The sequence below is a fragment of the Magnetococcales bacterium genome, assembly GCA_015231925.1.
Classification (GTDB): domain Bacteria; phylum Pseudomonadota; class Magnetococcia; order Magnetococcales; family JADGAQ01; genus JADGAQ01.
Genome location: JADGAQ010000128.1, coordinates 1 through 12,141, shown reverse-complemented (window position 1 = coordinate 12,141; position 12,141 = coordinate 1). Strand labels below are relative to the sequence as shown.

Sequence of the window (12,141 nt, the reverse complement as noted above, 5' to 3'; positions counted from 1 at the left end):
GATCTCGTAGCAGGGCATCACCGCCCCCGCTGCAATTCCGATAATTCGGGGACACCATACGCATTTCCTTATGGCTATAAAGGAAATGGGTATGGTGTCCCCGGATTTCGCAATAAAGGAAATGGGTATGGTGTCCCCGGATTTCGCATAATAAAGGAAATTGGTATGGTGTCCCCGGATTTCGCGTCCCCGGATTTCGCCATAATAAAGGAAATGGGTATGGTGTCCCCGGATTTCGCCATAATAAAGGAAATGGGTATGGTGTCCCCGGATTTCGAGGGCCGGATTTCGCCTGGAAATGGGTATGGTGTCCCCGGATTTCGCCTGATTTCTGTAGTATGGCGCCCTCTGATTTTAAAGATTATTTTCCAGTCAGAGCTCTCAGCGCAGGCTCTAAAAAGTAAGGGAAAATACTTATTTGTTTTTCTGGTGTTGTAATTTCATCAAGTTTTGTTGTTGATTGTTCTGAATTTCTTGTAATTCTCCATTCTTTGTGTCTTCTGTTGCCTAGTTTATCAATCAGCTCAACGTGTAACATTTCGCCTATTATTGGCATATTTCTAATAGCGGTATTATTGTGATAATCAAATTTTCGTTGCCAAGATTCGGCTATCCAAACCAACCCAAAGGCCTGAAGAGCGGCGATTCGGTCTGCAATGAACCTCCAGAATATGAATTTATCTGCTTGATCGCTAAACTGTGTTGAAATATAATCAATTACTTGCCAATTTTCATTAAATATAAATAGTGAAGGGTGGTGGCTGCCAAAATGGCTGAATATTGTGTTGGCCATTTTTGAATAATATTCAAAAATATTCTCAAGGCTGCCCGATAAAGCCTGACCTGTATTGAATAAGTCAAGAATTGCCTGATCAGGTTTAAATGTTTTATCGATTGAAATTAATCGAGTATCAAATGAATATTGATATCGACTATTCATTTTGAAGTAGCCTGTTTGGTGGCTCTGGGTTTTATTAATAAATATAGTAGGATCTTGGATGGTCTCGTCTAATTTGGAATTAAGGTGATTGGCTAAGTTTTTACAACAATCGTAGGTGCGCGCATAAACATATATAAGTGATTGTAATAGTTCCCGGTGCGGAAGCGAGGATGTTACCCAGCGTCTTTCTATTTTGACCGAAGCAGAGCGGGAAACTCCGGAAGGGAGGTTTTTTTGGGCGAGGCGAACCAGTTTTCTTACGCCAGCACCCAGAAAGTCAGTTCTGGAAAATTCAATTATTTTATCGTCCTTCTCTAGATGTGAATAAATTAGCGTAAGTCTAAGGGAGCTGTTTAAGTCAAGATCTCCTTCCTTTTCAATGGTATTTCGAGCCTCTTTTGCCCACTTCATTACCTCATCTGAACCCCATGGCTGCAAGACAGTACTTGAATACCAAGCATCAAAGTTTGGAATTGATTCTCTGTTCTTTTGAATAATAAATGTTATTGTCATGGACGTTTGAAGAAAATGATTTGTATTCATTCGAAATGAGTCTGGTTCCAAGTAGCTCTTGAGGCAAAGATTGAGTTGATTTGCTAGATCTCTAAGTCGTTTTTCCCAAGGTTTCATAAGTATTATATATACGTTTTATGTTTTCGAAAGATTAGAAGATTGCCGACGGGACAGGTAGTCCGGGGACACCATATACAGTGGAAATCCGGGGACACCATACCTGCAGTGGAAATCCGGGGACACCATACCAATTCTCCAGCCACGCACATCTGACGACGCCATTGGGTGCCCCTCCTTGCAATCGCCATCCTCTCCCAAGGAAATCGTCAATCGCGTTTATTCCGTGATAGATACTCGTCCCCTGGAAATCCACCCATCCTTGTTTCCTATTGCATCACACTGTAGGGCAAAATCCCCCATGTTGCAAGCCTCATGTAATCCCTTTATGCCCAGGATACGGCTGGGTCAGCGGGATATGTCGGGGCGAAATCCGGTTGTACCAAAGGCATTTTCCTCGGAACCCCGCTTTCAATAAACCACTGTAAGCGTTTTTGGGGAGGGTTTGCCAAATGCGAAAAACATTTAATGTCCAAAAGTTGCCCAGGAGAGAGGGGTAGGGGCAGAGGTGCTACTCGGTTGGATTCCCCTCGTCTGGCACGGAAGCCCCCGCCTTCCGGCAAAGCAAGAGAATCTCCTTGGCTTTGGGGGAGGTGTTGGGCAACGGCGTGGTCCAGTCGCCTGCGCGCACGAAACGTGACCAGACCACCTGCAGGCCCGATGCGGCGCATAATGTCTCGATCTCCGCCTGGGTGTAGCGTTTGTCCCGCACGATGTATTCTTTATGAAGCTGGTTCTGCTCTTTGAACTGTTCCTTGCGGTAGCAAAGGTGGGTATCCCTGTCAATCATGAAATAGTCGGGATCGAAGATGTCTCCCGTCCGTTCCATGGTGTCGCTGGCTTTGAGATTGAGGAGTTCGTCGGGATTGTCCGCCAGCGAAAAATGATGCTTGGCCAGGGCGTTGGTCAATTCAAAATTCATTACCGACAACAAAGCCAAACCCCCCTCCCGCAGATGCTCGGCCAGGGTGTTGAGGATGCGGCGGTTGTCCTCTTCGTCGGCATAAGAACCGATCACATCGTAAAGACAAATGACGGCGGAATACCGCCTGCCCAGACGGAGGCTTCGGCAATCCCCGACGATGAATTCCACGTTGCTGTCGGGGGATTTGTTCGCCTTGGCTGAAGAGATGAAGTTTTCCAGATAATCGACGCCGGTCACCGCATACCCCCGAAGCCCCAGGCCGTTGCTGTGACGACCCCGACCACAGCCAACGTCCAGCACGGTGTCGCCAGGCTCCAGTTGGCAGGCGTCGATTATCCATTGGACCTCGTGGGCGGTGTGTCGGGCCCATTGGTGATCGTGGTCCAACAGCATCCTCGAATAGGCTTGCTTGACCGTTTGGTCCGAGGCCTGAAGCATTTGCTCGATCTCTCCCTGGGTCAGGGAGAATTGGGGTTGGTCCTGAAAGGTGAAGGCTGCCCATTCCCAGCCATCCGGTAGCTCTCCCAGCAACCAGGGCTTCTCCGGGGACGTAACGTGTTCGATCATCTCCGGCAGTCGGGAATGGTCGACGTTGAACGTTGTGTCGATGATAGAGGCGTTTTCCCCGGTCGTCCAGCAGGTGTCCGGTTTGATATACCAAACATGTTGTAGGCCGAAATTGAAAAGCATCTTGCGGTTTTTGTGGATGCGGGCGGGGTCGCAACGCCTTCGGGTGGCCTTTTCCAAGGCTCTGACCGCATAGGGATTCGAACTGAGTAGTCCCCAGGCGAAATGATCGGAGAAACACCAGGCGGAAAACAACAACTCCTTCCCAACGCCTTTTTGGCGGTGGTCGCTGTGAACCACCAGTTGCGTAACCCAGGAAATTATCTTCCCCTTGGCTGTTTTGGCTTGAATGGAAATGGCGTACCCGATAAGTTCATTCTGCAAACGGGCTTCCGCAACTTGGGAGCGTTCGTCCGTAAACCATTTTTTGAGATGTTCCGAACCAAGCTTGATTCGTTTGAGTGGGGCAGCCGGGCTTTGCCAATATCCGTAATGCTCGGAATAGAATTTGGCGTATTCGTCAATCAATTCAGGGCTGACCCATCGGCCTGGCAGAGAGGAAAATCGGTATTCCATGTCACCTCCGGATTCTCCCAAAAGTCAATCAATTATATGTTTTTAATATGTTATCTTTTAAGTATCAAAAAAAGAAAATGTTCTAATCTTTTGGCTTTTTCGCTTGATTTTTTCTTTTAAAATATCAGGCTTCAAAAGAAACGTATTAAAAACCAAGTCAAAGGACAGAACATTTCCTTTTTTTGCTACTTAAAAGATAAATATTGAAAGTCAAATAAAAAAAGCCGCCTTGGCGGGCGGCTTTTCATCAACAGTCTGAATTGGTGGAGCCAGGCGGGATCGAACCGCCGACCTCTTGAATGCCATTCAAGCGCTCTCCCAGCTGAGCTATGGCCCCAACGTCTCGCGCAACGAGGACCGGATCTTAGGCAAAAGCGGGGTGGGTGTCAACCCCCTTTTCAGCGTCGGGGCAAAAATTTACAGACGCCCCCAGAAATCAGCCAGTTCCGCCAGGCGCGTCAGGGAACGTTCCCGGCCCAGCGCCTCCAGCACGGCAAAAATACTCGGGGAGACATCCGTGCCCGTCAGGGCGATGCGTACCGGTTGCGCCAGTTTGCCCATGGCCAGCCCGTGGGCCTCCATCACCTCCTTGAAGGTCGCCTCCAACGGATCGTGACGCCACGCCTCCTGTGCCTGCAAGGCCGCAAGCAGCGCCTGATAGGCGGGCAGAATCTCGGCTTTGAGATGCTTGCCCACCGCCTTCTCCTGATAAGGCGTCACCCTCTCCGCAAAATAGAAACGGGCCGACTCCGCCATCTCCCGCAAACTCTTGGCGCGGGGCTGCAACGCCGGAATCACCGCCCGCACCAGTTCGGGGTCGGGATCGGCGATGCCGATGAGATGCAGTTGATGGGTCAGCAACCCCGCCAAGCGCTCCGGTTCGGCGGCGCGAATGTGATGGCCGTTGATCCACAGCAGCTTATCGTGGTCGAAAATCGAGGCCGATCGCCCCAACTGGCGCACATCGAACAGCCGCTCCATCTCCGCCATGGTGAAGATCTCCTGCTCCCCGTGAGACCAGCCCAGACGTACCAGATAGTTGTTGAGGGCCTCCGGCAGATAGCCGTCCTCGCGGAACTGCAATACCGAAACCGCACCGTGCCGCTTGGAGAGCTTGGCCCCGTCGCTGCCGTGCAGCAGCGGCATGTGGCCATACTGCGGCACCTCCCACCCCAGGGCGCGAAAGAGATGAATCTGCCGGGGGGTGTTGCTGATGTGATCCTCCCCGCGAATGACATGGTTGATGGCCATGTCGTGATCATCCACCACCACCGCCAGATTGTAAGTGGGGCTGCCGTCGGAACGCAGCAGGATGAGATCGTCCAGCTCCTCGTTCTTGAATCGAATCGTGCCCTGAATCAGATCGTCCCACCCCACCTCGCCGTCGGCGGGGGTGATGAAACGCACCACGGCGGGGGCGTCCGCCGCAATGTCCGCCTGACGATGGCGACAGCGCCCGTCGTACTTGGGCTTGAGCTTCTTCTCCCGCTGCTCCTCCCTCATGGCGTCCAGCTCCTCCCTGGTGCAGACGCAACGGTAGGCCTTGCCTTCCGCCAGCAGGCGCAAGGCGGCCTCCCGATGCTGGGCATGGCGCTGCGATTGGTAGACGGGCGGTTCGTCGGGGGAGAGGCCCATCCAGGCCAATCCCTCCAGAATGACATCCACCGCTTCCTGTTTGGAGCGTTCCAGATCGGTGTCTTCAATGCGCAACAACAGGGTTCCCCCCTCGCGCCGCGCCTGCAGATAGCAGAACAGGGCCGTCCGGGCGGAACCGATGTGCAGAAAACCGGTGGGGGAGGGGGCAAAACGGGTGCGAAAGGTCATGGTCTTATCGATATCGGCGGCAAAGGGTGGCTGGGAAGAGTGAAATGCGGTTCGGAGCGCGCGACATCGCACACACACTGGCATTCTAGAACCGTCTGGCTTAATATGCACGATTTTGGTGCATTGAAAAGGCTTTCTGGGCCGAGGAAGGAGTCGACGCCGTGGCAGCAGCGCAAGATTTGAATAAACCGGAAGTGTACGCCGAGGCTTTGGCGCGGGCAGCGATGGAGCCCGATGCCGAACGGTTGGCGGCCTGGCTCGCCGGGGTGGACGACCTGGCCAAGAGCCCGTTCTGGAAGTGGTATCTCTACTTCGCCGAACGGCTGCAGGAGATGGCGCCGCGCCCCGAATCGGCCTTCCGCACCCGGGGCAGGGCCAACGTGGCCACTCCCAAAGTCGGGCGCAACGATCCGTGTCCCTGTGGTTCCGGCAAGAAATTCAAGGCCTGCCACCTCGGCGACGAGGAGGCGGTGGCCTGGAAGCTGGGTTCCCCCACTCCGGAGATCCGGGCGGCGGCCATCTCCCTGCTGATCCAGAAACTGCCCCTGGCCACCCTGCGCAATGTCGACTGGCAACAGGCTTCCGAGCTGGCCCGCATCGACGGCGCCACCCGGTTGCAGCAGGAAGGGGATCCGGAAACGGCCTTGCGACTGCTGAAAACGGTTCTCGACGGAGCCCGCGACGATCCGCGTCTGCTCTTCGACTTCTGGGTGGCCCGTTACGCCGAATGGCTGGTGGAGGCGGAACGTCACCAGGAGGCCGAGGATTTCCTCCTGGACGAGTACGACCATCCAAAGGGCGTGACCCGTGGCCAGGTGGCCCAGAAACTCGCGGCCTTCTACCTCGATCAGGGGGATCCGGACAATGCCGATACCTGGGTGGAGTCGGCTTTGGAGGAGGAGCCCACCAATCCCTTCAACCACTATCTGAAGGGGCTGCTGAACCACTCCCTGGATCACTTCGAGGAGGCGGTGGCCTCTTACGAGCAGGCCAAATCCTTGAGCGATCGTTTCCGCGAGCAGGAGCGGGTCTACATGCAGAAGCTGGTGGAAGAGTCCCTGCAGGCAGCCCGCAATCGCGAGCGCCTGGATGAAGACAAGTCGGTCGAAGCCGCCGAAGAGGAATGAGTGAAGGACAGACCATGAAGCGCAGCCACTATTGCAACGATGTGCGACATCCCCAGGTGGGTTCCCGTGTGGTGCTGTGCGGCTGGGTCAACCGCCGCCGGGACCACGGCGGGGTCATATTCGTCGATCTGCGGGATCGCACCGGGCTGGTTCAGGTGGTGTTTTCTCCGGAGCATGCCTCGGAGATCCACGCCCAGGCCCATGTGCTGCGTAACGAGTATGTCATCCAGGTGGAGGGCACGGTCTCCCCTCGACCCGCCGAGACGGAAAACAGCAATCTGGCCACCGGGGCCATCGAGGTGATGGCGGAGGCTTTGACGGTGCTGGCCGCCAGCCAGGGGCTGCCCTTCCAACTGGACGAGGAGGACGTGGGGGAGAACACCCGCCTGACCCACCGGTTCCTCGATTTGCGTCGGCCCTTCATGCAACGCAACCTGATCTTCCGCCACCGGGTCATGCAGACCACGCGGCGTTTTCTGGATCAGGAGGGCTTTCTGGAGGTGGAGACCCCCATGCTGACCCGCAGCACCCCCGAGGGCGCACGGGACTATCTGGTGCCTTCCCGGGTCAATCCGGGGCAGTTTTTCGCCTTGCCCCAGTCGCCGCAACTGTTCAAACAGTTGCTGATGGTGGCGGGCTACGATCGCTATTTCCAGGTGGTGCGCTGCTTCCGGGACGAGGATCTGCGGGCCGACCGCCAGCCGGAGTTCACCCAGATCGATCTGGAGATGTCCTTCGTGGAGCCGGATGACGTGATCGGCCTCACGGAGCGCATGGTGGCGGCCATTCTGAAGGAGTCGCGGGAGATTGATCTCCCCCTGCCTCTGCCGCGCATCACCTATGCCGAAGCCATAGAACGCTTTGGCCGGGATGCCCCCGACATGCGCATTCCCATGGAACTGGTCAATGTGACCGAGGCCATGAAAAATACCGGCTTCAAGGTCTTTGCCCAGTTCGCCAATCTGCAGGGCGACCGCAACGACCGGGGGGTGGTCAAGGTGCTGCGGGTGCCGGGCGGGGCCTCGTTGACCCGCAAGCAGATCGACGATTACACCGCCTTTACCGCCACCTTCGGATCCAAGGGGCTGGCCTGGATCAAGGTGACGGGTGCCGAAGCCGAGGGGGGGTGGCAATCGCCCATCGTGAAATTCTTCTCTCCGGAGGAGAAAGAGGCCATTCTGCGACTGACAAACGTGCAAAATGGCGATATTCTCTTTTTTGGAGCCGATCGTACCGCCGTGGTCAACGAATCCCTGGGGCGTTTGCGCATCCGGGTGGCCAAGGATCTGGGGCTGATCGACGACAAGGCCCTCTCCTTCGTCTGGGTCACCGATTTCCCCCTGCTCGACTGGGATGCGGAGGAGAAGCGTTGCGTGGCGGTGCATCATCCCTTCACCTCGCCCGGGGACGAGGATCGGGATCGCTTGATGAACACCGATCCCGCCACCTGGCCGCCGTCGGTATTGCTGGAGATGAAGGCCAAGGCCTACGACCTGGTACTTAACGGTACCGAGGTCGGTGGTGGTTCGGTTCGTATCCACGATACCGAGTTGCAAAAACGAATGCTTGAGCTTTTGGCCATCGGAGCCGAAGAAGCCGAAGAGAAGTTCGGCTTCCTGTTGAAGGCCCTGGCTTTCGGAGCCCCTCCTCACGGTGGTTTGGCCATCGGGCTCGACCGGTTGGTGGCGATTCTTCTGGGGGTGGAGTCGATTCGGGATGTCATCGCCTTCCCCAAGACCCAGAAGGCCTCGTGCCTGCTGACCCAGGCGCCTTCCTCGGTCGATCCCCGGCAGTTGAAGGAGCTTTCCCTGCGCTCCACCGCCAAAGTGAAGGAAGAGGCTGCTCCCGTTTGATACGGGGGTTGAGTTGTACGACATGGAAGTCGTTTTCGAATCTGTTCCCTTTCACTGTCTGCCGGGGGGATGATGAGGCGACTTCAGGTACCAGGTAGCCAGCCGTTCGAGAAGCTGCGGCTTGACCCCTTCAGCGGGGGAATGGCCTGATGGGCCGCTCCTTCTTGTACCGGATGCTCGCTTCCCGCGCGACGACCGAAGCCATGGTGGTCACTGTCACCCGTGCCTCGGGATCCCGACATCTGGCGGTGCCCTCTTTTGTGCCCCGGTTGTTGCCGTGGCTGGGTGGGGGGGCGGCTGTGCTGCTGTTTCTGGCGGGTGTTTGGGTGGGCCGTCCTGCGCAGGTCGTGCAAACCACGCCGGAGATTCGAGTGGAGGAGTTGTCCACCGAAGTCGAGTTGCTGCAACAGCAGAACCGGGAGTTGGCGGATCGCCTCACCGTCCGGGAGACCGCGCTGCAGGAGCTGGATGTCAAGCTGGAAACGGCCCGTCTGATGTTGGGACTGGTGCCCCCGGATCCCGGACTTTCCCTGACCAGCCGCATGGAAATGACTCTGCGGGAGTTGCAACAGCGGGGCATCAACCAGGTTGCCGACAAAAAATCACCTGCCGAATCGGCTTCCCCCCATCTTCGGGAGGCTTCCGCCCGTGCCAAGCCGGGGGCTCTCTCCGCCCGGGATCTGGCGTTGCGCTCCATGATGTTTTCCAGCATTCCCAATGGCTACCCCCTGGTGACCCACAAGGTTTCCAGCGCCTTCGGCGACCGATTCCATCCCATTTACAACCGTCATGCCTTTCATGAGGGGGTCGATTTCGGCACGCCGACGGGCAGTCGGGTGGCCGTTACCGCCGATGGCGTGGTGGAAGCCGCCGAATGGCAAAAGGCCGAAGGTGGCTTGGGACTGATGGTGGTGGTGCGCCACAATTTCGGTTTCCGCACCTTCTATGGCCATCTCAGCAAGGCATTGGTTTCTCCGGGGGATTTCGTGGCCAAGGGAGACCTGCTCGGGCTGAGCGGCAGCACCGGTTTGAGCGACGGTCCCCATCTGCATTACGAGGTTCGTTACCTGAACCATGTCCTGGACCCCGCCGCATTCTTGAAGTGGGATCAAAGCAACTTCGATCGTATCTTCCAGGAGAAACCCGTCCAATGGCCTTCTTTAATAAAGGTGATGCAGAAAAAGTGGACCGATCAGGCACCACCATCATTGCAACTGGCACAAAAGTAACCGGAAACTTCGATCTGGAGTGCAAGCTGCATGTAGATGGCCATGTCACCGGGCAGGTGCGTTCCTCCAGCCTGATCACCATTGGCAAACAGGGACTGGTGGAAGGGGAGATCCTGGCCAAGAAGCTGGTGGTCACCGGACGCTTTGCCGGTACGGCCACCTGCGAGGAGGTGGAGATCCTGGGCGGGGGTAAAGTGACCGGACGCCTCATGACCCGCATTCTGGTCATCGAACGGGGCAGTCTCTTCGAAGGGGAGAGTCGTCCCATGGAACCGCAAAAAGGGGGGGCGGAGGGAGTCACGAATTTGTTGATGGCGCCTTCCTCCGGCAACTCACCCGATCTGCCACAACTGCCGTCTCCCAATGGTCAAAACCTGTTGACCTGATGTTGCATCTCACCTATCGGAGGCTGACATGACCCGGCTTCGCCAATCACTTCTGAGTGTGAGCGTTTTCCTCTTCGCCTCAACCGCTGTGGCGTGTCAGGATGCAAAGTGTTTCAAGGAAACCTCTGATAAGTATTTGAGGCAGGCCAAGGCCAAGGAGGTGAGTATGGCCTCCCAGGAGAGCAAGGCCGCCCAGACCATGGTCCTGGAACAGGCCACCGTCTATGCCTGGCGGGAATCGGCGGCGATTTTCGAACAGATCGCCAAAGCCTATGACAATTGCCGGGGGGAAGCGGGTCGCACCGGATTTCAGGAGGTGACCCAGCTTCTGGGGAAGATGCGCTTCAATACCGAACCACTGGCCGATTTGAGCAAGCGCTACATCGCCAGCGCCAAAAGCCGTCTGGATCAGGCCTTCCGCGATTGCGGGAAGTAGCTTTTCCGCAACCCCTTGGCCAGTCCCTGGGGCGGGCAATCCGGTCGTTCCAGCGCCAATCAATAAAGGCGTTCGGCGCTGAGCGACCAATGGCGGGCCCCTCTCGGGATCTTCGGGAAAAGGCCCCCGATGGACCTTGAACATGGCGAGCCCGAAGGATAGAGGATAAGGGAAGATTCCCAGGGCTCTGCCCTGGACCCGTCGGGGGTGATAATCCCCTCCGAACCCCCGTAGTTTTTAATGTCCGGGAGATGGGCTCATGGGTGGTAGTCCGGTATTTCTCGATCCGCTGATCATTCCCCTGATCGAAGGGCCAGCCATCCTGGACTTGGGCTGCGGTTTCGGCAAGTGGGGGGCTCTTTGCACCACCAACTACTGGGAGACCGTGGCTCCCGTTCCCCAGGGTCGGCCTCGAATAACCGGCTGCGACGCCTTTCAACCCAATGTGGATCACGCCATGGGCAGTGGGTTCTACGAGGCGGTGCGGCAGGCCCTGTTTCCGCCGTTGCCCTTCGAGGAGGCCTCATTCGATACCGTGTTGCTGGTCGAGGTTATCGAACATCTGGAAGAGGCGCCGGGACGGGAGTTGTTGGAGGAGGCCAAACGGGTGGCCCGAAAGCGGGTGGTGCTGTCCACTCCGAACTATTCGGCCTTGCGTCCGGGCCACTCCACCATGACCGGATACAATGACCACGAAGCCCATTTGAGTTACTGGACGCGGGAGATGTTGCGGGCCATGGGCTTTCGTCTGTATGGCGCGGGGGGCCATCCGGGAGGCCGCATCTGGCGTGGCGGCCTGCACCGGCTGGGCCTGCTCCCCTGGTACGACCGGGTGGGACGGCAGTTGCTGAGTGGCCCGAGCCACTTTTTCCCCGCTTTGAGCGACAACGTGGTCGGGGTGTGGCAGCGTTCAGCGCTGCGTTGAAAAAACAATCTCCCCGTAGTAGCCCGTTGCGGAGCTGCCGGTGTTGTCGGTATCGCTCATGATGGCCAGGGCGTCCACGTAATCCACATCATAACCGAACAGGTTGCGGTGATCCTGGCGGATGTCCCGCGCCTCCTCCACCCAGCGACCCACAGCTTCCGGACCTTGGCGTACCGAGACCATTCGAGCCCGGTCGGTGAAGGGATTGGGCCAGTTGGAACCAGCGGCTTCCCGAGCCGACCAGACGTAATTGATGGCCCGGCTCTGCCAGAAAGCCCATCCTCCCGAAAAGAGCACATAGACCCGCAGGGCGAAGTCGTCGCCCTGTTTTTCGCGGGGATTCGAATCCAGCGGGGATGCCGGCAAAAACCAGGACCAGTGCAGGAAGGGAGTCTGCCGCAGATCGATGCGCTGCCGCAGGATGCGTCCCGAGGCGCTGCCGTGGGCTTCGGCCCGCAATGCGGCGCGTCCCTGATGCAGCAGCGGTGTGTAACGGGTCGCGCCCCGGAAGGTCTGCTCTTCCCAACGGGCCATCTCCTCCGGGGTGAAGGAGATGGCCTGTTGCGCAACGGCGCTATTCCAGGAGAGGAGCAACGCCAATCCGGTGTGCCTCGCCCGCTGCCGGGTCTTATTCCATTTCTGTTTCATTCGGTCATTAATACGGGGGTCCGGGGGCGATTATCGCCCCCGGCGGAGGTTTGACTCGGGCCCTCCATGGCCCTC

The 12,141-nt window shown here is 57.1% G+C and carries 10 protein-coding genes and 1 tRNA gene; 6 read left to right on the top strand and 5 right to left on the bottom strand.

What is annotated here, in order from left to right:
* Positions 1–361: 361 nt before the first annotated feature.
* The 4 genes from HQL56_13455 to gltX all read right to left on the bottom strand — a co-directional run bounded on the left by HQL56_13455 (position 362) and on the right by gltX (position 5,462).
* Positions 362–1,483, bottom strand: a complete 1,122-nt coding sequence (locus tag HQL56_13455; protein ID MBF0310526.1) for a hypothetical protein — start codon at positions 1,481–1,483, stop codon at positions 362–364.
* Between the two features lie 598 nt (positions 1,484–2,081).
* Entirely contained in the window at positions 2,082–3,638 is a 1,557-nt protein-coding gene (locus HQL56_13450) for a GNAT family N-acetyltransferase (GenBank protein ID MBF0310525.1), read from the bottom strand.
* Between the two features lie 261 nt (positions 3,639–3,899).
* Positions 3,900–3,975 (bottom strand) — tRNA-Ala (locus HQL56_13445).
* Between the two features lie 80 nt (positions 3,976–4,055).
* Complete coding sequence (gltX, locus tag HQL56_13440; GenBank protein MBF0310524.1) at positions 4,056–5,462, bottom strand: glutamate--tRNA ligase; 1,407 nt, start codon at positions 5,460–5,462, stop codon at positions 4,056–4,058.
* Positions 5,463–5,623: 161 nt separating this feature from the next.
* Between gltX and HQL56_13435 the strand changes: the two genes are divergently transcribed.
* The 6 genes from HQL56_13435 (at position 5,624) to HQL56_13410 (ending at position 11,418) form a co-directional block, all read left to right on the top strand.
* Positions 5,624–6,589 carry an SEC-C domain-containing protein gene (locus HQL56_13435; GenBank protein MBF0310523.1) on the top strand — a complete coding sequence of 322 codons (966 nt, stop codon included), beginning with the start codon at positions 5,624–5,626 and terminating at the stop codon, positions 6,587–6,589.
* Complete coding sequence (aspS, locus tag HQL56_13430) at positions 6,586–8,442, top strand: aspartate--tRNA ligase (GenBank protein ID MBF0310522.1); 1,857 nt, start codon at positions 6,586–6,588, stop codon at positions 8,440–8,442. Before HQL56_13435 ends, aspS begins: the two co-directional genes overlap by 4 nt.
* Before the next feature lie 149 nt (positions 8,443–8,591).
* Positions 8,592–9,671: a M23 family metallopeptidase gene (locus tag HQL56_13425; protein ID MBF0310521.1), complete on the top strand. Its 1,080-nt coding sequence runs from the start codon at positions 8,592–8,594 to the stop codon at positions 9,669–9,671.
* Complete coding sequence (locus HQL56_13420) at positions 9,593–10,057, top strand: polymer-forming cytoskeletal protein (protein MBF0310520.1); 465 nt, start codon at positions 9,593–9,595, stop codon at positions 10,055–10,057. Before HQL56_13425 ends, HQL56_13420 begins: the two co-directional genes overlap by 79 nt.
* Positions 10,058–10,085: 28 nt before the next feature.
* A complete protein-coding gene (locus HQL56_13415; protein ID MBF0310519.1) occupies positions 10,086–10,493 on the top strand; it encodes a hypothetical protein in 408 nt (135 codons plus the stop codon).
* Positions 10,494–10,752: 259 nt separating this feature from the next.
* Positions 10,753–11,418, top strand: coding sequence for a class I SAM-dependent methyltransferase (locus tag HQL56_13410; protein MBF0310518.1), 666 nt, complete (start codon positions 10,753–10,755; stop codon positions 11,416–11,418).
* Here HQL56_13410 and HQL56_13405 read toward each other — a convergent pair.
* Positions 11,404–12,066, bottom strand: a complete 663-nt coding sequence (locus HQL56_13405; protein ID MBF0310517.1) for a DUF3047 domain-containing protein — start codon at positions 12,064–12,066, stop codon at positions 11,404–11,406. The genes HQL56_13410 and HQL56_13405 overlap by 15 nt on opposite strands.
* Between the last annotated feature and the right edge of the window lie 75 nt (positions 12,067–12,141).

What these genes read in the sequence shown, in the direction of transcription:
- HQL56_13420 (MBF0310520.1), top strand. Translation starts at nt 9,593, where the DNA reads ATGGCCTTCTTTAATAAAGGTGATGCAGAAAAAGTGGACCGATCAGGC.
- HQL56_13455 (MBF0310526.1), bottom strand. Translation starts at nt 1,483, where the DNA reads ATGAATACAAATCATTTTCTTCAAACGTCCATGACAATAACATTTATT.
- HQL56_13450 (MBF0310525.1), bottom strand. Translation starts at nt 3,638, where the DNA reads ATGGAATACCGATTTTCCTCTCTGCCAGGCCGATGGGTCAGCCCTGAA.
- HQL56_13410 (MBF0310518.1), top strand. Translation starts at nt 10,753, where the DNA reads ATGGGTGGTAGTCCGGTATTTCTCGATCCGCTGATCATTCCCCTGATC.
- HQL56_13415 (MBF0310519.1), top strand. Translation starts at nt 10,086, where the DNA reads ATGACCCGGCTTCGCCAATCACTTCTGAGTGTGAGCGTTTTCCTCTTC.
- gltX (MBF0310524.1), bottom strand. Translation starts at nt 5,462, where the DNA reads ATGACCTTTCGCACCCGTTTTGCCCCCTCCCCCACCGGTTTTCTGCAC.
- aspS (MBF0310522.1), top strand. Translation starts at nt 6,586, where the DNA reads ATGAGTGAAGGACAGACCATGAAGCGCAGCCACTATTGCAACGATGTG.
- HQL56_13405 (MBF0310517.1), bottom strand. Translation starts at nt 12,066, where the DNA reads ATGAAACAGAAATGGAATAAGACCCGGCAGCGGGCGAGGCACACCGGA.
- HQL56_13425 (MBF0310521.1), top strand. Translation starts at nt 8,592, where the DNA reads ATGGGCCGCTCCTTCTTGTACCGGATGCTCGCTTCCCGCGCGACGACC.